This window comes from Microbacterium pollutisoli, from assembly GCF_053586795.1.
Genome location: NZ_JBNYWT010000006.1, coordinates 34,035 through 50,716, shown reverse-complemented (window position 1 = coordinate 50,716; position 16,682 = coordinate 34,035). Strand labels below are relative to the sequence as shown.

Annotated in this window: 20 protein-coding genes and 1 pseudogene; 10 read left to right on the top strand and 11 right to left on the bottom strand. The window is 70.3% G+C overall.

Annotated features, from left to right (window positions below):
* Positions 1-185 precede the first annotated feature (185 nt).
* Positions 186-1,409, top strand: coding sequence for an NAD(P)/FAD-dependent oxidoreductase (locus ACQ143_RS13175; RefSeq protein ID WP_449571167.1), 1,224 nt, complete (start codon positions 186-188; stop codon positions 1,407-1,409).
* An 81-nt stretch (positions 1,410-1,490) separates the two neighbouring features.
* Here the strand turns inward: ACQ143_RS13175 and ACQ143_RS13170 are convergent, their stop codons facing one another.
* Positions 1,491-2,120 (bottom strand): anti-sigma factor, encoded by a 630-nt coding sequence (locus tag ACQ143_RS13170; RefSeq protein ID WP_449571166.1) that lies wholly within the window; start codon positions 2,118-2,120, stop codon positions 1,491-1,493.
* On the opposite strand from ACQ143_RS13170, the gene ACQ143_RS13165 reads away from it, so the two are divergent.
* Both ACQ143_RS13165 and ACQ143_RS13160 read left to right on the top strand, forming a co-directional pair.
* On the top strand, positions 2,015-2,377 hold the full coding sequence (locus ACQ143_RS13165; protein ID WP_449571165.1) for a fasciclin domain-containing protein: 363 nt from the start codon (positions 2,015-2,017) through the stop codon (positions 2,375-2,377). The two genes, ACQ143_RS13170 and ACQ143_RS13165, sit on opposite strands and share 106 nt — an antisense overlap.
* A gap of 206 nt (positions 2,378-2,583) precedes the next feature.
* Positions 2,584-3,231 (top strand): IMPACT family protein, encoded by a 648-nt coding sequence (locus ACQ143_RS13160; protein ID WP_449571164.1) that lies wholly within the window; start codon positions 2,584-2,586, stop codon positions 3,229-3,231.
* Between the two features lie 51 nt (positions 3,232-3,282).
* Here ACQ143_RS13160 and ACQ143_RS13155 read toward each other — a convergent pair whose 3' ends face one another.
* Positions 3,283-3,903, bottom strand: coding sequence for a cyclodeaminase/cyclohydrolase family protein (locus ACQ143_RS13155; protein ID WP_449571163.1), 621 nt, complete (start codon positions 3,901-3,903; stop codon positions 3,283-3,285).
* A gap of 83 nt (positions 3,904-3,986) precedes the next feature.
* On the opposite strand from ACQ143_RS13155, the gene ACQ143_RS13150 reads away from it, so the two are divergent.
* Positions 3,987-4,832, top strand: a complete 846-nt coding sequence (locus ACQ143_RS13150) for a transposase (RefSeq protein WP_449571162.1) — start codon at positions 3,987-3,989, stop codon at positions 4,830-4,832.
* A 3-nt stretch (positions 4,833-4,835) separates the two neighbouring features.
* On the opposite strand, the gene ACQ143_RS13145 is transcribed toward ACQ143_RS13150, so the two are convergent.
* The 4 genes from ACQ143_RS13145 to ACQ143_RS13130 all read right to left on the bottom strand — a co-directional run bounded on the left by ACQ143_RS13145 (position 4,836) and on the right by ACQ143_RS13130 (position 6,352).
* Complete coding sequence (locus tag ACQ143_RS13145; RefSeq protein ID WP_449571161.1) at positions 4,836-5,012, bottom strand: hypothetical protein; 177 nt, start codon at positions 5,010-5,012, stop codon at positions 4,836-4,838.
* Positions 5,013-5,057: 45 nt separating this feature from the next.
* The gene (locus ACQ143_RS13140) at positions 5,058-5,393 is read right to left on the bottom strand and encodes a hypothetical protein (RefSeq protein WP_449571160.1); all 336 of its coding nucleotides are present in this window, start codon (positions 5,391-5,393) and stop codon (positions 5,058-5,060) included.
* Positions 5,390-5,845 carry an SRPBCC family protein gene (locus tag ACQ143_RS13135; protein ID WP_449571159.1) on the bottom strand — a complete coding sequence of 152 codons (456 nt, stop codon included), beginning with the start codon at positions 5,843-5,845 and terminating at the stop codon, positions 5,390-5,392. Before ACQ143_RS13135 ends, ACQ143_RS13140 begins: the two co-directional genes overlap by 4 nt.
* Before the next feature lie 138 nt (positions 5,846-5,983).
* Positions 5,984-6,352, bottom strand: a complete 369-nt coding sequence (locus ACQ143_RS13130; protein ID WP_449571158.1) for a DUF7882 family protein — start codon at positions 6,350-6,352, stop codon at positions 5,984-5,986.
* A 54-nt stretch (positions 6,353-6,406) separates the two neighbouring features.
* Between ACQ143_RS13130 and ACQ143_RS13125 the strand changes: the two genes are divergently transcribed.
* Positions 6,407-6,736, top strand: coding sequence for a DUF7882 family protein (locus ACQ143_RS13125; protein ID WP_449571157.1), 330 nt, complete (start codon positions 6,407-6,409; stop codon positions 6,734-6,736).
* A gap of 13 nt (positions 6,737-6,749) precedes the next feature.
* On the opposite strand, the gene ACQ143_RS13120 is transcribed toward ACQ143_RS13125, so the two are convergent.
* From ACQ143_RS13120 to ACQ143_RS13105, 4 genes and pseudogenes are all read right to left on the bottom strand, one after another.
* Positions 6,750-8,471, bottom strand: coding sequence for an acyl-CoA dehydrogenase (locus tag ACQ143_RS13120; protein ID WP_449571156.1), 1,722 nt, complete (start codon positions 8,469-8,471; stop codon positions 6,750-6,752).
* Between the two features lie 60 nt (positions 8,472-8,531).
* Positions 8,532-9,214: pseudogene (locus ACQ143_RS13115) on the bottom strand (ATP-binding cassette domain-containing protein).
* On the bottom strand, positions 9,211-9,579 hold the full coding sequence (locus tag ACQ143_RS13110) for a DUF1048 domain-containing protein (protein ID WP_449571155.1): 369 nt from the start codon (positions 9,577-9,579) through the stop codon (positions 9,211-9,213). Before ACQ143_RS13110 ends, ACQ143_RS13115 begins: the two are co-directional and overlap by 4 nt.
* Position 9,580: 1 nt before the next feature.
* Positions 9,581-9,871 (bottom strand): PadR family transcriptional regulator, encoded by a 291-nt coding sequence (locus tag ACQ143_RS13105; RefSeq protein WP_449571154.1) that lies wholly within the window; start codon positions 9,869-9,871, stop codon positions 9,581-9,583.
* Positions 9,872-9,900: 29 nt separating this feature from the next.
* Between ACQ143_RS13105 and ACQ143_RS13100 the strand changes: the two genes are divergently transcribed.
* The 4 genes from ACQ143_RS13100 to ACQ143_RS13085 all read left to right on the top strand — a co-directional run bounded on the left by ACQ143_RS13100 (position 9,901) and on the right by ACQ143_RS13085 (position 14,699).
* Positions 9,901-11,319: a DUF222 domain-containing protein gene (locus tag ACQ143_RS13100; protein ID WP_449571153.1), complete on the top strand. Its 1,419-nt coding sequence runs from the start codon at positions 9,901-9,903 to the stop codon at positions 11,317-11,319.
* A 211-nt stretch (positions 11,320-11,530) separates the two neighbouring features.
* Positions 11,531-12,154, top strand: coding sequence for a TetR/AcrR family transcriptional regulator (locus tag ACQ143_RS13095; RefSeq protein WP_449571152.1), 624 nt, complete (start codon positions 11,531-11,533; stop codon positions 12,152-12,154).
* On the top strand, positions 12,151-13,803 hold the full coding sequence (locus tag ACQ143_RS13090) for an MDR family MFS transporter (RefSeq protein ID WP_449571151.1): 1,653 nt from the start codon (positions 12,151-12,153) through the stop codon (positions 13,801-13,803). Before ACQ143_RS13095 ends, ACQ143_RS13090 begins: the two co-directional genes overlap by 4 nt.
* The gene (locus tag ACQ143_RS13085; protein ID WP_449571150.1) at positions 13,800-14,699 is read left to right on the top strand and encodes a glycoside hydrolase family 43 protein; all 900 of its coding nucleotides are present in this window, start codon (positions 13,800-13,802) and stop codon (positions 14,697-14,699) included. Before ACQ143_RS13090 ends, ACQ143_RS13085 begins: the two co-directional genes overlap by 4 nt.
* 17 nt (positions 14,700-14,716) lie before the next feature.
* Here ACQ143_RS13085 and ACQ143_RS13080 read toward each other — a convergent pair whose 3' ends face one another.
* A complete protein-coding gene (locus ACQ143_RS13080) occupies positions 14,717-15,121 on the bottom strand; it encodes an NUDIX hydrolase (RefSeq protein ID WP_449571149.1) in 405 nt (134 codons plus the stop codon).
* A 49-nt stretch (positions 15,122-15,170) separates the two neighbouring features.
* Here ACQ143_RS13080 and ACQ143_RS13075 point away from each other — a divergent pair, with 49 nt between their 5' ends.
* Positions 15,171-16,649 carry an SDR family NAD(P)-dependent oxidoreductase gene (locus ACQ143_RS13075; protein ID WP_449571148.1) on the top strand — a complete coding sequence of 493 codons (1,479 nt, stop codon included), beginning with the start codon at positions 15,171-15,173 and terminating at the stop codon, positions 16,647-16,649.
* Positions 16,650-16,682: the final 33 nt, after the last annotated feature.

The following is a 16,682-nucleotide window of genomic DNA, read 5'->3' as shown; positions in this document are numbered from 1 at the left end:
CCGGCATCCATTGACCCGCGATAGGGGTTCAAATCCCACCGTCACCGCCATCCGAAACCCCCGCAGATCCCTGAGAAATCCTGGGATCGCGGGGGTTTCGCGTTGCGTGTCGACGAGCCTGATCGGGGAAGTGCGGAGGCAGGGCAGACTACTGTCTGTCGGAACAGTGTCAGAGAGGACCTGGGATGCCGCGGTCGATTGTCGTGGGTGCGGGAATGGTCGGGCTGGCGACGGCTTGGCACTTGCAGGAGCGTGGTGTCGAGGTCACGGTGATCGACAAGACCGGTGTCGCGGCCGGATCGTCTTGGGGTAACGCGGGATACCTCGCGCCCGCGAAGACCATCCCGCTGGCCGACCCCAGCGTGTGGACCTACGGACCGAGAGCGCTCCTGGATCCGGACGCCGCACTGCACGTCCCGTTCCGCGTCGACCCGGCACTCTGGGCATTCCTGGCCCGGTTCGTCTCGCGCGGAACGATGCGTGCATGGCACCGCACCATGGCTGCCCTCACACCGATGAACAAGATCGCTCTCGAGTGCTTCGACGAGCTCACCGACGGTGGAGTGCAGTCCTGGACCCGCCAGGCACCGTTTCTGATCGCGTTCACTGAGGAGCGCCAGTCCAGGGCCTACCTCGCGGAGGCCGCCAACGTCGCCGGTCACGGGCAGGACGTGGCGATCAAGCGGGTCGAGAACCCGCGCGAACTGGCACCGCAGCTGTCCGATGCCGTCAAGGCGGTCTACCGGCTGGACGGGCAGCGGTTCACCGAGCCGGGACCCTTCATGGAAGCGCTGGGACAGGCGGTCGTCGGGCGAGGTGCGCACCTGCGGACAGGCGCAGCGGTCACCGCGGTCGGTTCCGAGGGCGCGCCGAGTGTCACGCTCGATTCGGGTGAACGGCTCACGGCGGATTCGGTCGTGATCGCGACGGGCGCATGGATGCCGCAGCTTGCGCGCCCGCTGGGGGTGAAGGTCCGCGTGCAGGCGGGTCGCGGTTACTCCTTCACGGTGGCGAGCGAGAACCCCGCGAAGCACCCCGTCTACTTGCCGTTCCAGCGCATCGCGTGCACTCCCTACCAGGGCCGATTCCGGGTTGCGGGAACCATGGAGTTCCGCCGACCTGACGAGCCGCCGCAGCCGCGTCGCATCCAGGCCATCGTCAATCAGGCGCGTGGACTCCTGGCCGGCGTCGACCTCGATGACCGCCAGGATGAGTGGGTGGGCTCGCGTCCCGTGACGCCCGACGGTCTCCCCCTCGTCGGCGCCACCCGGGCCCCGGGCGTCTATGTCGCGGGCGGTCACGGAATGTGGGGCTTCGTCCTCGGGCCCGCGACCGGCAAGCTCCTGGCTCAACAGATCGTCAGCGGCACCATCGACCCCATCCTGCGCCCGTTCGACCCGCTCCGCTGACGCGCGATGGAGAATGCCGCCGTGCGCGTAGGCGGGACGGAGACGCGGGAGTGCATCGCCCGACGCCCTTGACCCCGCCGGTCAGATCTGCGCCAGCGCGCCCCGCACGATCGAGTCCCCGGAATGGGCCGGGTCGCCGTCGATCGGCTCGACGGAGACATCGACGAGGCTGTACTCGTCGAGGTCGACACCGGCGGGGATCGGGAAGCTCCCCGTCTCGTCCTCGAGCACACCGAGGCTGATCAGCGCCCCGGCGTCGTTGCGGATGAGCCAGACCTCGCGATAGGTGTCGGCCACCACACCGCCGTCGACCGTGACGACCAGCTGCCGCGCCCCGTCGCGATCCACTTCCACGTCCGCCGTGCCGGTGGCGCCCGGGTGGCCGGGGAACGCCTCGAGCGCCGCGCGCGCGACTGTTTCCGGCGGCGAGAGCGCGGTGATCACCCAGGCTCCGATGCCGAGACCTGCGATCGCGACGAGTGCGGCGGCGAGCGTGAACAGTGCCCGACTCCGACGGCGACCGGGGGTCGGTGGCGCATCGGGGGGATCGCCGGCCTCCTTCCCGGCGTCGGCTCCGGCCGCGGCGACGGGTGCAACGGCCTCAGATGCGGGGGAATCGCTGGGGCGCGCGACGGCGTCGGAGAGTCCGATCTCGGCGGCGATGGCGTCCCACACGCGCTCCGGCGGCGTCTCGAGCTCGAGGTCGCCCACCGTCCTACACGGTCTTCGCCCCCAACGACCGTGCCTTCCTGCGGCTGGTCCACGACCTCACCGGCACGGCGCCCGCGTCGGAGGCAGAGGCCCTCACCGCCATCACGTCGACCTTCAGCACAGATCAGATCGCCGACATCCTGCTGTACCACGTGGTCGCGGGCAAGAGACTCGGGCCGGTGCGGGTCATCACCGCGAAGTCGCTCGAGATGGCCAAACGGCGGCACCGTCTCGCCGCGCGGGTTCACCCTGCGTGATGAGACAACGGCGCTGCGCGATCCCCGCCTGGTGCTGTGGGGGCTCAACATCCCGGCCACCAACGGCGTGATCCACACGATCGACCGCGTGCTGGTGCCCGCGGACTGAGAATCCAGCCGATGGGGTCCGCCTGTGGGACCCCCGCCCCGGGCGGGCCCCATCTTGCCCGGCGTCGGTGTGGCGCCGGCGTCGTATCGTCGGAGGGGTGAGTCGCCTCTATCCCGCCACGATCGCGGCCCCCGTCGAGCGTGAGCTCGAGGTGCGCAAGTCCCGGTTCATCGCGCGTGTCGAGCCGGTCCGATCCGTCGACGACGCCGACGCCGTCATCGCGGCGGTCCGCAAACGTCACTGGGACGCGCGGCACAACTGCACGGCCATGGTCACCGGCCTTCTGGCCGATCAGGCCCGCTCCTCCGACGACGGCGAACCGTCCGGCACGGCCGGAATCCCGATGCTCGAGGTTCTGCGGCGTCGCGAACTGACGGACGTGGTGGCCGTCGTCACGCGCTACTTCGGCGGGGTCAAGCTCGGCGCGGGCGGACTCGTGCGCGCGTACTCGACCGCGGTCTCGGAGGCGCTCGACGAGGCCCGGCTCGTGCACCGGCGCGCCCTGACGCAGGTGAGCGTGCAGGTGCCGCATGCGGATGCCGGGCGCTTCGACAACCTGCTGCGCGAGTGGGCGCATCGCTCCGGCGCGACCCTCGGCGAGACCGTGTACGCGGCGCAGGCGACCTTCGAGCTCTGGGCGCCCGCCGAGGCGCTGCCCCGGCTGCGCGACGAGGTCGCCGCGGCGTCCGGAGGGTCGATCACGCCGGTCATCGGCGGCGAGCGGGTCGTCGACGTCGCGGAGTGAACCGAGCGCGACGAACCCGTCACAGCACGAAGGATGCCGGGCCGAACGGTGTCACCGCTCCCGCACGGCCGCGGCCCGTTCCTCGGCCGCGCGCCGGGCGGCTGCCATCCGGGCGTCCGCGGCGATGGCCTCCGGGGGCGCGCTCTGGCCGTGGCGTGCCAGCAGCGCGGTGTTGGCACGTAGATTGATGAGAGCGCCGCCGAGCCCTGCGGTCAGCGCCTCTCCGGCAACGCCGACGTCGGACATGAGGGGTGGCCGGGCGAGCGCGGTCACCTCGGTGAGCATGTCGGCGAGGTGGATGCCGGAGGCGCCCAGTTCTGCCGACGACCGCACCGCATCGATGCCGGCACGCCGAACCGCATTCTCCCGATCCGGATCGTCCTCGTCCCGCGCCAGCGCCGCGCCCAGTGCGGCCGAGGCGCGCGCATCCTCTCGCGCGCGTTCGAGTGCGACGGCGCGCGCTTGCGCCGCCTGTCCGCGTAGACGTTCGTTCTCGGTGCCGTCACCATAGCGGAGCACCATCTCAAGGAGCGCAGCCGCCATCGCGAGCATTACGCCCGCGGCCGATCCACCCCCGGGGGCGCCGTCATCCTGCCCGAGCCGGTCGAGCCACTCGTGAAGAGGCGCGGCCTCTGAGGCGCGCTGCGTGGGATCGTCGTGCGTGTCCACCATGCCGCTCATTCGGCCACGGCCGGAACCGGGGCGTCAACGGGGTTGTCCGGCAGCCGGATGTTCGGCAGGGGCAGAATGGGGCGATGGTCGATCAGAGTCTCGAGGAGATCGCCGCCGAGCTCTACACACTGCCCCCGGCGGAATTCACCTCCGCCCGCAACGCCCGTGCGAAGGTCGTCGGCGACCGCGCGCTCGCGGCGCAGATCAGCCGGCTGCGCAAACCGCTGACGGCGGCCTGGGTGGTGAATGTGATCGCCCGGGAGCGCGCCGACCAGCTCGGCCAAGCCCTGGAGCTGGCGGCCGAACTGCGCGAGGCGCAGGCGGACCTGGATGCCGCGGCCCTGACCGCCCTCGGCCGTGAACGCCGCGCGCTCGTGCGCTCGTTGGCCGCCGAGGCCGCGCGCCTGGCCGCTGACCGCGGCGAGAAGGTGACTCCCGCCACCACCGACGCGGTGGCGGAGACGCTGAACGCGGCGATGTTCGACGCGCGCGCGGCCGCGGCCGTGGCATCCGGTCGCCTCGTCCGGCCCCTCGAGGCGTCGGGCGCCGCGGAGGTCGACCTGACCGATGCGGTCGCCGGGGGTCTGGACACCGACGCGCCTGAACCGGCGCCACCCACCGACGAGGTCGCCGCGCGGCGACGGCGCAAGCAGGCCGAACGTGCGCTGCGCACCGCCGAAGCGCAGGTGCGCGACGCCACCCGCGCCCGTGACGACCTCGAACGTCGCCGGAAACGCCTCGCCGACCGATCCGACGAGCTCGCGACGCGTCAGGAGAAGCTGCGGCAGGAGCTCGAACGCCTCGAGCGCGAAGCGCGTCAGGCACAGGACGAGCTCGCCGAGATCACCGCCGAGCACCGTGCGGCCGACGCGCAGGTGGTGGACGCCGAGCGCGCCGTGGCCGAAGCCCGTGCGCAACTCGACGACTGAACCTCAGTCCTGCTCAGCGGGCTCCTCCATGGGGTTTCCCGGCCGGACGACGGCGTCGTCGCGCACATCGATGCGGGTCACGCCCTCCCGGTGCGTCACGTCGATGCGCGGGGCCGCGTCCTCCTCCGTCGCGTTCGGAGCCGCCAGCAACTGGTCGCGGCGCTTCTCTTCGTCGGTCATCTCACGCACCATGAACAGGCTCCCTTTCCTGGGTTGTCAGAAGTGTCACGCGTTCGCCTCCAGGAACCACAGCACGAGCAGCAGCGCCAGGATCTCGACGGCCATCGCCCCCATCAGCCACGCGTGCGCACGGTTGCGGGCGGGCGCATCGGCCACGCGCACCGCGACGATCCACATCGCGGCCGTCAGCGCGACCGTGAGGATGATGCCGACCACGCCGAGCACCGGCTGCAGCGGGATCGCGAGGGCGAACAGCACCAGACCGATGGCGGCGAGCCCGGTGGAGGGGATGAGCCATCGCCGCGCACGCCCCTGGTTGAGCGCCGTCTGATTGCTCAGATCAGTCGCATTGCGCGGCCGCTCATCGGCCGGAGGGGTCACCGTTCGACGTCTCCCCGCCATGCTCCGGTCTCCTGACCGCGCGACTCGATGAACTCTTTGAAGCGCTTGAGGTCGCTCTTGACCGAATGGTCGTCGACGCCCAGCGCCGCGCCGGCCGACTCGACGAAGCCCTGCGGCTCCCAGTCGAGCTGCACAGAGACCCGCGTGGACGTGTCGGTGAGCTTGTGGAACGTGACGACGCCCGCGTGCTCGGCCTCGCCGGTCGTGCTGCGCCACGCGACGCGCTCGTCGGGGTGCTGCTCGGTGATCGACGCGTCGAACTCACGCGTGGCACCCGCGATGGTCACCTTCCAGTGCGTGGTCGTGTCGTCCATCTGGTTGACCGAGTCGACGAAGCTCAGGAACTGCGGGAACGACTCGAACTGCGTCCACTGGTTGTACGCCGTCGTCACCGGGACGTCGACGTCGATGGTCTCGATGATGCGTGCCATGAAGGCTCCTCTCGTCGTGCGGCGCACAGCGCCACTGCGGGTTGGAGAGGCCATCGTGCCTGCCGGGGGAGTTCGGCGGCGAGGGGCTTGTCAGATCGGGCGACACCCTGTATCACGGCGTCGCCGCGGTCAGGGGGGTCAGTCCTCCTCGGCCGACGACACGGCCACCGTCTGCGGTGCATTGTTGTCGGGCGCTTCGTCGTCGCTTTCGATGTGCGTCGCGACCAATTGGATGCCGCCGGTCGAACTCGCGGAGTTGGCGAGCTCCTCGATCCACTCCCGGCTCAGCTGGGCCGGCTCCGGGTCTTCGAACACGAAGCGCAGCGGGATCGACGGATGCAGCCAGATGGTGCTGCGGCCCCGTGGCTGGTCGTCGGGGTGCTGCCACGAGACGGTGAAACTCTCGCCGCGCCGCAGCTTGGTGGCGATGACCACCTTCAAGTGCGCGAGCGCGCGATCTTCGATGTGGATCGGCGTCGCGGACCCGCCGTAGTAGATCGTGCCCATGGGGTCACCCTAATGCCCTCGTGCGTCGATTTCGTGTGCCAGGATAGCCCTGACATGGGCAGATTCATCTACCACAACGGTTCCAAGGTCGACTTCGAGGACCGTCTTCTCGCGCACCTTCAGGTGGTGATCGCGAACAAGCTCCGCCGTGGAGAGAGCTTCCTGTTCACCTGGCGCGATGACGCCAGCGTGGGCGAGGGGCGCACCTCGATCTGGCTCAACCCCAGTACCTCGATCGCGTTCAAGTTCCACGGCAGCCGTCAGCCAGCCCTCAACCGCGCCTGGGTCGAAGCGCTCGCGGTCACCGCGAACTCGCCCGGCGGGCTCTACGTCGTGCCCGAGCCGCCGGAAGACAAGGCGCCGCCCGGCGACGACATCGGCTGAGCGCCGACGCGCGCTACGCGATCTCACCGCCGGCGACGGTCTCGGCGAGGGCGTGCACGCGCGGCAGGTGGTGGCTGCCGTAGAAGTCGGCCGACGTGAGCCGTGCGGCATCCTCCTCGGTGGGTGAGGCGTGCTCGAGCACGGCGACGACGGCCAGGCCGTGCATCCAGCCGCCGGCGAGGGTGCCCAGCAGCATCAGGTAGGGGACGCTCACCGCGTAGGCGTCGCGCGGGGCGTCGGCGAAGCCGAGAAGATCGGCCGTGGCCCGTCGCGCCGCCGCCACCGCACGCTCGAGCCGCTCCGCTGTGCGCGTCGCGACGGCATCCTCGAAACCGCGCAGCCCGGCGATCGTCGCCTCGATCTGCGTGAGCAGCGTCTCGACGGTCGCACCGCCGTTGCGCAGCACCTTGCGGCCGATGAGGTCGTTCGACTGGATGGCCGTGGTGCCCTCGTAGATGGTCGTGATGCGGGCATCGCGGTAGTGCTGCGCGACGCCGGTCTCCTCGATGAAGCCCATGCCGCCGTGCACCTGGATCGCATCGCTGGTGACCTGCTGGGCGTCCTCGGTCGTCCACCCCTTGAGGATCGGCACGAAGAACTCCGCCAGCGTCGCGTCGCCCCCGGCATCCGCCCGGTCGAGCAGATCGGCCGCGTACACGCCGAGCGCGCGCATCGCGAAGATCTTGCTCGACATCGACAGCAGCATGCGTCGCACGTCCGGGTGCTCGGCGATCGGGGCACCGTCGGGACGGCCCACCACCGGCCCCTGCCGCCGCTCGGCCGCGTAGGAAGCCGCCTGCTGGTACGCGCGGTCGGAGATTCCGGTCGCCTGGAAGCCCATTGCGGCGCGCGCGGCGTTCATCATCACGAACATGCCGGCCAGGCCCCCGTGGAGCTCACCGACGAGGTGACCGGTCGCGTCTTCATACGACAGCACGCAGGTCGGGCTGCCGTGGATGCCCAGCTTGTGCTCGACGGCGACTGTCGTGATCGCGTTGCGCTCGCCGAGACCGCCGTCGGGGTTCACCAGGGTCTTCGGCGCGACGAACAGTGACAGGCCGCGGGCGCCGGCCGGCGCATCGGGTGTGCGGGCCAGCACGAGGTGCACGATGTTCTCGGCCGCGTCGTGGTCGCCCCACGTGATGAAGATCTTCTGCCCGCTGATCGACCACGTGCCGTCGTCGCGGGGCGTCGCCATCGTGCGGATCGCGCCCAGATCGGTGCCGGCGGCCGGCTCGGTGAGGTTCATGGTGCCCGTCCACTCGCCGGACACCAGCTTGGTCAGATATGTCTCTCGGATCTCGTCGGATGCCGCGGCATCCAGTGCATGGATCTGTCCGGCCGTCAGCAGCCAGCACAGCGCGAACGCGGCGTTCGAGCCGTTCCAGATGTCGCCGAGCCCGGCGCGCACCGCCCCGGGCAGGCCGTCGCCGCCGGCAGAGACCGGCGCCTCGGCGGTGATCCAGCCGGCCTCGACGAACGCGCGGTACGCGTCAACGAAACCGTCCGGCAGCCGCACCTGGCCGTCGACGAGCCGGGCGCCCTCCCGGTCGCCGACGGTCTCGAGCGGTGCGAGCACCGACGCGGCGAACTCGCCCGCACCGGCGATGATCTCGGTCGCGTCCTCGGTGGTCAGCTCGCCACCGGTCGCGCGGGCGATGAGGTCGAGGCCGAACACCTCGCCGAACAGGAACGCGTAGTCGTCGACGGGGGGCTGGTATTGAGGGGCGGCCATCAGGACTCCTTGGGGCGAGACTGAGAGTCAGTATACGTGACACTCAGTCTCGCCCCCGAGTCACCGCAGGCGGCGGCGGTACACCATCATCGACAGTGCGAAGGCCACGACGAGGATGCCGGCACACCAGGCCACGGCGACCCAGATCTCGCCGCCGGCGGGCTGTCCGGCGAGCAATGCGCGGATCGCATTCACGATCGGGGTCACCGGCTGGTTCTCGGCGAACCACGCCACCGGCCCGGGCATCGTCTCGGTCGGCACGAACGCCGAGCTGATGAACGGCAGGAAGATCAGCGGGTAGGAGAACGCGCTCGCCCCGTCGACCGTCTTCGCCGACAATCCGGCGATCACCGCAAGCCAGGTGAGCGCGAGGATGAACAGGGTCAGGATGCCGGTGACGGCGAGCCACGCGGCGACGCCGGCCGGGGACTGCGGGTCCAGGCCGGTCGTCGGCTCGTCGAGGAAGATGATCGACGGGTCGCCGACCAGGCTCATCGCGATGTCGAGGCGTCGACGCATGCCTGAGGCGCCTGCGCGGTGACGTCGAATCCGCCGACGGCCGCAGTGCCGGCATCCATCTGGGCGAGTGTGGCAAGGATCCGCACGAGCGTCGTCTTACCCGCGCCGTTCGCGCCGAGCAGTGCGACGATGCTGCCCGCGGCCACGTCGAAGTCGACACCGCGCAGCACGTCGACGTCGCCGAACGACTTCTCGACGCTGCGCACCTGAATCGCCGCGGTCATGAGGGCTCACTCCGCACGGCGCCGTCGACGGCCTTGGTCAGTCGCGCGCGCTCCTTGTCGAGCCACTGCTTGCCGCTGTAGGCGCGGGCGAAGTTCTCGGCGAACTCGACGGGGTCGTCGCCGACGATGTCGCGCACGGGAGTGCGGTCCACGGCCGCGCGCGCCCAGAGGTCGGCGAGGTCGCCGAGCATCGTGACCATGGTGTCCCCGTCGATGACCATCGCCGAGGCCATCAGGTACCGCTCGATCGCCTTCGCCACCGTCCTGTGGGGCTCGGCGAGGCCGTCGATGCGGGCCTTGTACCGCCGGTACTGTTTCTTCTGCTCCAGCGGCCCGGTGAGGGCTTCGATCCATTTCGCGGCCATATCAGTCGCCTCCTTGTCCTTCGTCGTCGTGGAGTCGTTGGATGCGATCGGCCAGGAAGCTCCACGTCTTCCAGAACTCTGCGAGCTGCGCACGACCGGCGGGGTTGAGCGAGTACACCTTGCGCGGCGGCCCCTTCTCGGACGGCACCTTCTCGACGTCGACCAGGCCGCGCTGCTCGATGCGCACCAGCAGTGCATAGACGGTTCCCTCGACGATGTCGACGAATCCGCGGTACCGGTACTTGGCAAGACTGAATAGCGGATGCCGGGGGCCGCGCGAGGGGACCTTCAATGTCGGAGGCCCTCGCGATAATCGAATGTATGAACCCCTTCAGTGGCACGCTGGATCACCTGCATGCGGAGTTGTCTTCGACAGTCCGTGCAGCGGCCACCGGAGGCGCGCTGCAGGGCATGGGGGAGCATGAACTCGCTCACCTGCTCGGCGAGGTCGCCGGATTGGGTCGATTGGCTGAGGCGCTGCTCGTCGACGCGGTAGGCGAAGTGATGCGGCGTTCCGAGACCGGCATCGTCGCCGACCGTATGACGTCGCGCCTGGGCGCGCATGACGTGAGCGAGCTGGTGCAGCGGATCACCCGGGTCAGCGGCCCGGCGGCCTCACGGTTGCAGAAGGCGGCGAAGGCGGTCAGGCCGGTGGTGTCCGAGACCACGGGTGAATTGCTCGAGGGTGAGATGCCGGTGTTGCGAGCGGCGATGACCGACGGTGTCGTAGGGGTCGATGGGGTGCTGGCGATCTCCACGCCGTTGCAGTCGACCGCGCCGCGGGTGACCACCGAGGCGCGCCGGGCTGCTGAGCGGGTGCTCGTCGCTGAAGCGCGCGGCGACGGGCCTGACGGATCTCCGCCGCTGTGTGCAGACCTGCTCAAGCTGCAGGCCACGACATGGGCCTGTGCTCTCGATCAAGACGGAGCCGAGCCGCGCGAACGGGCCGCGAAACGCAAGCGCTCGCTGACGCTGGGGGCGGCGACGCCCTACGGGGTGCCGGTTCGAGGGTTGCTGATGCACGAAGTCGCGGCGCAGTTGCAATCGATCTTCGACGCGCAGCTGTCGCCTCGCGTCGCCTTCGGCGACCCGGAGGGTGATCCGGCCGGCGAAGAGCCCACCCCTCTGCCTGATGACCGCACCCGACCCCAGAAGCAGCACGATGCGCTGGCCAACGCGCTGTCGGTGGCGGCCTCGAGCCGGCTCTTGCCGACGATCGGCGGGGCCGCCCCGACGCTTGTCGTCTCGGTCGCGGCCGAAGAACTGCAATCCGGCACCGGATACGCGCACGCTCAGGGGTGCACGGAGCCGCTCCCGATCGACCTGGCCCGCCGTGTCGCCTGTGCGGGTGTGATCCAGCGGGTGACGAGCACCGCCGACGGAAGAATCCTGCGTATCGGCACGGAAGACCGGGTGTTCAACCGGCATCAGCGCCGCGCCATCGCGTTGCGTGATGGCGGCTGCATCATTCCCGGTTGCGGTATCCCGGCCGGGTGGTGCGAGATCCACCATGTCACCGAACATGCCAAGGGCGGGCCCACCCACACCGACAATGGGGTGTTGCTGTGCTGGTTCCACCATCGCTTTCTCGACAGCATCGGCTGGCAGATCCGCATGAACGCCGGCATCCCCGAGGTGCGGGCCCCCGGGTGGTACACCGACGATCACATCTGGAGGCGTGCCACCAGCTCAGCGCTCCGGCTTCGGGATCGAGCGCGCGCCACGGTGCTTCAGACGTAGTCCGCGCCACGGTTCTCCAGACGTGGATCCGGCATTGACCAGCGTCGTGGCGAGACCGGCCGCGACCGACAGTGCCCCACCCACGATGACCACGACGGGCCCGGCGCCCGAGGCGGTGTGCGCGATCGTCGTGCCGTCGCCGCGGGGTGGCGCCGCCCCCGGCATCCAAATGCAGTTGGTGAAAAAGTGCACGATGTGCAATAATTGTGCGGTGACTGAGACGGTGACCGAGACCGAGGGGCTCCGCGCGCGCAAGCAGCGCGCGACCCGCGAGGCGATCCACCGCGCCGCCGTCGAGCTCGCGCTCGAGCACGGCCCCGACGGGGCGACCGTGGCCGCCATCAGCGACCATGCCAACATCTCGACGCGGACCTTCTTCAACTACTACCCGTCGAAAGAGGACGCGATCGTCGGCCTGCACGAAGGCCAGCCCAGCGACGCCGAGCTCGAGGAGTTCGCCGCCGGTGAGTCCGACGACCTGATCGCGGACCTCTCGCGTCTGCTGATGGGCGTGTTCACCGTCGGCGACGACGAGCTGGTCGCCGCACGCCGCCGCCTGGCCATCCAGCATCCCCAGCTCATCCAGCGCCAGTGGGCCCGCATGCACGGCGTCGAGGTCCGCATCGCCGCCGCCGTCGCCGACCGCATGCGCCGCCGCGGGTTCGCGCACGACGACATCGACGAGGCCGCCCGCGTGCTCGTCGTCGCCTGCAATGGCGTGCTGCGCCACAGCATCCGTCAGACCGTCACCGCCGGCGGGTACCCCGCCGACGTCATCCGCCGTCTCGACGACGGCCTCCACACACTCCGAGAGGTTCTGCGCACACTCCCATGACGACACCCCGCCGCCATTCCCATGAGACCCGCCGAGGCATCGTCCTCCTGTTCGTCGGTCTCATCCTCGCGATGCTGCTGGCCTCCCTGAGCCAGACCGTCCTCAGCGCCGCGATGCCGACGATGGTCGGCGAACTGGGTGGTGTCGACCAGATGCTCTGGGTCATGACCGCGTACATCCTCGCGTCGACGATCATGATGCCCATCTACGGAAAGATGAGCGACCTGATCGGCCGGAAGAGCCCGCTGATCACGGCCATCGTGCTGTTCATCATCGGATCGGTCATCGGCGCCCTCGCTCCCGACATGGGCGTCCTCATCGTCGCGCGCGTCGTGCAGGGCCTGGGCGCGGGTGGGCTCATGATCCTCTCGCAGGCGATCATCGCCGACGTGATCCCGGCCCGCGATCGCGGCAAGTACATGGGCATCATGGGCGCCGTCTTCGCCGTGTCGTCGGTGGCAGGCCCGCTCCTGGGCGGCTACCTCACCGAGCACGCCGACTGGCGCTGGACGTTCTGGATGAACGTGCCCCTGGGCCTGCTGGCCCTCGCCGCCGCCATCACCCTGCTGCACCTGCCGAAGGGCACCACCGCGAAGCCGAAGATCGATGTGTGGGGCATGATGACGCTCGCCGCCGCCACGGCATCCCTCATCCTCGTCGCCTCGTGGGGCGGCAACGACTTCGCCTGGACGTCGCCGGTCATCCTCGGGCTGATCGCGGCCACGGTGGTGCTCGGGATCGCGTTCGTGTTCGCCGAGCGCCGCGCCGTCGAGCCGATCATCCCGCCGGCGCTGTTCCGCGACCGCAACTTCAACATCGCCACCGTCGCGGGTCTGCTCATCGGGGTCGCGATGTTCGGCGTCATCGGCTACATCCCCACGCACCTGCAGATGACGTTCGGTGCCGACGCCACCGTCGCCGGGCTCCTCATGGTGCCGATGATGGGTGCCATGCTCCTCAGCTCCGTCGGCACCGGGTGGCTCGTGAGCCGCTACGGCCGGTACAAGTGGATGCCGCTGACCGGCGCCGCGCTGGTGACCCTCGCCCTGGTGCTTCTGGGCACCGCCACGCCCGAGCTGCCGCTGTGGCTGTTCTGCACCTACCTCGCCCTCATGGGCATCGGCCTCGGCGCGAACATGCAGAACCTCGTGCTGATCGTGCAGAACTCGTTCCCCAACCGCATCGTGGGCACCGCGACCGCGTCGAACAACTTCTTCCGTCAGGTGGGCGCATCGCTGGGCAGCGCCGTGATCGGGAGCCTGTTCACTGTGCGACTCATCGACATCATCAGCACCCGGGTGCCCGAGGGCCTCGAGGACCGGATGGGCGACATCAGCTCGCTGACCCCCGACCTCGTGCGCGGACTGCCCGACCAGTTGCACTCGATCGTCGTGCACGGATACAACGACGCCCTCAGCCCGCTGTTCCTGTGGATGGCGCCCCTGGCGCTGATCGCGGTGGTGCTGCTGTGCTTCATCGAGGAGATCCCGCTGAAGACCACCGTCGAGCGCGATGTGCCCGCCGAGGCCCTCGCCGAAGGGCAGCTGCTGATCGAATCCGGTGCCGAGCCCACTCAGTCCGCCCCGGCCGAGGATGCCGGGGCGTCGACGGAGGGCGACCGGGCCAGGCCTGCCACGATGGGAGGATGACCCACGCCGTTGTGCCGCTGGCGGACATCCAGATCCGCGACCCGTTCGTGCTGACCGTGCCCGAAGAGGGCGCCTACTACCTGTTCGGGTCCACTGACGCCGACATCTGGCATCCCCCCGCCACCGGGTTCGACGCCTACCGCAGCACCGACCTGGTGTCGTGGGAGGGGCCGATCGAGGCGTTCCGGCCGCCGGCCGGGTTCTGGAGCGACCGCAACTACTGGGCCCCCGAGGTGCACCGCCACGACGGCCGGTACTTCATGTTCGCGACCTTCCACGCCGACGGCGTGCGGCGCGGCACCCAGATCCTCGTCGCCGACGCACCGGCAGGCCCCTACCGGCCCTGGAGCGACGGCCCGGTGACCCCGCGCGACTGGGAGTGCCTCGACGGCACCCTGCACATCGACGAGCAGGGCGACCCCTGGATCGTGTTCTGCCACGAGTGGGTGCAGGTGTTCGACGGCGAAGTCGTGCGGCAGAGGCTGTCGGCGGACCTGCGCGAGACGGTGGGTGAGCCCGAGGTGCTGTTCCGAGCCTCGCAGGCGCCGTGGGCACGGCCCCTGAATCACCCGCGCATCCCCGCCGGCACGCACGCGCACGTCACCGACGGACCGTTCCTGCACCGCCTGGCCGGCGGTGGGCTCATCATGCTGTGGTCGAGCTTCGGCGACCAGGGCTATGCGATGGGCATCGCCCGGTCGGCGTCGGGCACACTCGCCGGCCCCTGGGTGCAGGAGGAGCAGCCCATCTGGGGCGCCGACGGCGGACACGGCATGATCGCGCGTACGCTCGACGGCAGCCTGCTGCTCACCCTGCATCAGCCGAACACGACCCCCGACGAGCGCGCTGTGTTCCGCCCGCTGGGCGAGACGGCCGACTCCGTGGAGCTCCTCTAGCGCGGACCCGCGCCGGCTCAGGGGAGGAAGTTCTCGCGGGCCAGCGGCGCGACGTCGAGGTGCGCCAGATCGGCGCGGGTGATCCAGCGCAGTTCGGCGATCTCGGCGCCGACCGCCGGCTGCTGCCGGCCGATGTCCACGGAGAAGACCTCGGCGACCACGAGGTACCCCGGCTCGTTCGCGGCGGCCGCGGTGAACGACCCCAGTCCGACCAGATCGTGCGGTGCCACGTCGAGGCCCAGCTCCTCGGCCAATTCACGGCGCAGCGTCTGACCGGCCGTCTCACCCGGTTCGGGTTTGCCGCCGGGCTGCATGAACGCCGTCGTGCCGGTCTTGCGCACCACCAGCAGCCGCCCCGCCTCGTCGACGATCACGGCGGCCGAGACGTGGATGCGGCGGGGTTCGACAGCGGGAGAGGTCACGGTGGCACGGTAACAGGTGGTGTGCAGGCGGCCCGACGTAGAATCGCGTGTGCTTCCCGCGACCTCCGACTCCGATCTGCCGCCCAGCGGCATCGACCCCGCCGACCTCGCCGCCACCCTCCGGGTGCTGGAGGGGCTGGCCGACGTCGACGAGACCCACCCCGACTTCATCGCGGTGCGCCGGGCCACCGGGCAGATGTTCAAGGCCGTCAAGCGGGAGCGCCGCCGTGCCGCACGCGACGCCGTCGCCGCCGCGGACCGGGCCGTCATCGCCGCCACCGCCACCGGGGCGCCCGACCGCATCGACGACGAGACCCGCGGCATCCCGATCAGCACCCGGACGACCGCGCCGACGGCGGGCACCCTCATCAAGCCCCGCGGCTGCTACATCTGCAAGCAGCCGTACACCCTGGTCGACGCGTTCTACCACCAGCTCTGCCCGCCCTGCGCGGCGATGAGCCACGCCAAGCGCGACGCGCGCACCGACCTCACCGGCCGGCGCGCGCTGCTGACCGGCGGCCGCGCCAAGATCGGCATGTACATCGCCCTGCGGCTGCTGCGCGACGGCGCGCACACGACCATCACCACCCGGTTCCCCCGCGACGCGGTGCGCCGCTTCAGCCGCCTCCCCGACGCGCCCGAATGGATCGACCGGCTCAAGATCGTCGGCATCGACCTGCGGGACCCGGCGCAGGTGATCGGCCTGGCCGACGAGGTCGCCGCCGCCGGCAGCCTCGACATCCTCATCAACAACGCCACCCAGACCGTGCGGCGCTCGCCGGGCGCCTACCAGCCCCTGGTCGAGGCCGAGCTGGCCCCGCTGCCCGACGGGCCCCTGCCCGAGCTGGTGACCTTCGGCCACACCAACGACCAGCACCCGCAGGCACTCGAGCGTTCCGTGACCGCCCACCCGATCCTGGCCACCGCGGCCGCACGTGCCGAAGAGCTCACCGAGCAGGCCCTACAGGCCGGGTCCAGCTCGCTGGAGCGCCTCGCCGCGGGCACCGCGATCGACGCCGGGGGGCTCATCCCCGACCACGACGACGTGAACTCGTGGGTGCAGCGCGTCGATCAGGTCGACCCGCTCGAGATGCTCGAGGTGCAGCTGGCCAACACCACGGCACCGTTCCTGCTGATCTCGAAGCTGCGGGCGTCCCTGGCGGCCAGCAGCGCGCGCCGCACCTACATCGTCAACGTCAGCGCGATGGAGGGCGTGTTCAACCGCGGCTACAAGGGCCCGGGCCACCCGCACACGAACATGGCCAAGGCCGCCGTCAACATGCTCACCCGCACCAGTGCGCGCGAGATGTTCGAGACCGACGGCATCCTCATGACCAGCGTCGACACCGGGTGGATCACCGACGAGCGCCCGCACCCCACCAAGGTCCGCCTCGCCGAAGAGGGCTTCCACGCCCCGCTCGATCTCGTCGACGGCGCCGCACGCGTGTACGACCCGATCGTGCGCGGCGAAGCCGGCGAGGACCTGTTCGGCGTCTTCCTCAAGGACTACGCCCCGGGCAAGTGGTGACCCCGGGCCGCGACGGCCGACGACCTGCGAAGA

What these genes read in the sequence shown, in the direction of transcription:
- ACQ143_RS13135 (WP_449571159.1), bottom strand. Translation starts at nt 5,845, where the DNA reads ATGGCACGCATCATCGAGACCATCGACGTCGACGTCCCGGTGACGACG.
- ACQ143_RS13085 (WP_449571150.1), top strand. Translation starts at nt 13,800, where the DNA reads ATGACCCACGCCGTTGTGCCGCTGGCGGACATCCAGATCCGCGACCCG.
- ACQ143_RS13130 (WP_449571158.1), bottom strand. Translation starts at nt 6,352, where the DNA reads ATGGGCACGATCTACTACGGCGGGTCCGCGACGCCGATCCACATCGAA.
- ACQ143_RS13090 (WP_449571151.1), top strand. Translation starts at nt 12,151, where the DNA reads ATGACGACACCCCGCCGCCATTCCCATGAGACCCGCCGAGGCATCGTC.
- ACQ143_RS13175 (WP_449571167.1), top strand. Translation starts at nt 186, where the DNA reads ATGCCGCGGTCGATTGTCGTGGGTGCGGGAATGGTCGGGCTGGCGACG.
- ACQ143_RS13165 (WP_449571165.1), top strand. Translation starts at nt 2,015, where the DNA reads ATGCGGGGGAATCGCTGGGGCGCGCGACGGCGTCGGAGAGTCCGATCT.
- ACQ143_RS13145 (WP_449571161.1), bottom strand. Translation starts at nt 5,012, where the DNA reads ATGACCGACGAAGAGAAGCGCCGCGACCAGTTGCTGGCGGCTCCGAAC.
- ACQ143_RS13125 (WP_449571157.1), top strand. Translation starts at nt 6,407, where the DNA reads ATGGGCAGATTCATCTACCACAACGGTTCCAAGGTCGACTTCGAGGAC.
- ACQ143_RS13150 (WP_449571162.1), top strand. Translation starts at nt 3,987, where the DNA reads ATGGTCGATCAGAGTCTCGAGGAGATCGCCGCCGAGCTCTACACACTG.
- ACQ143_RS13100 (WP_449571153.1), top strand. Translation starts at nt 9,901, where the DNA reads ATGAACCCCTTCAGTGGCACGCTGGATCACCTGCATGCGGAGTTGTCT.
- ACQ143_RS13120 (WP_449571156.1), bottom strand. Translation starts at nt 8,471, where the DNA reads ATGGCCGCCCCTCAATACCAGCCCCCCGTCGACGACTACGCGTTCCTG.
- ACQ143_RS13155 (WP_449571163.1), bottom strand. Translation starts at nt 3,903, where the DNA reads ATGGTGGACACGCACGACGATCCCACGCAGCGCGCCTCAGAGGCCGCG.
- ACQ143_RS13110 (WP_449571155.1), bottom strand. Translation starts at nt 9,579, where the DNA reads ATGGCCGCGAAATGGATCGAAGCCCTCACCGGGCCGCTGGAGCAGAAG.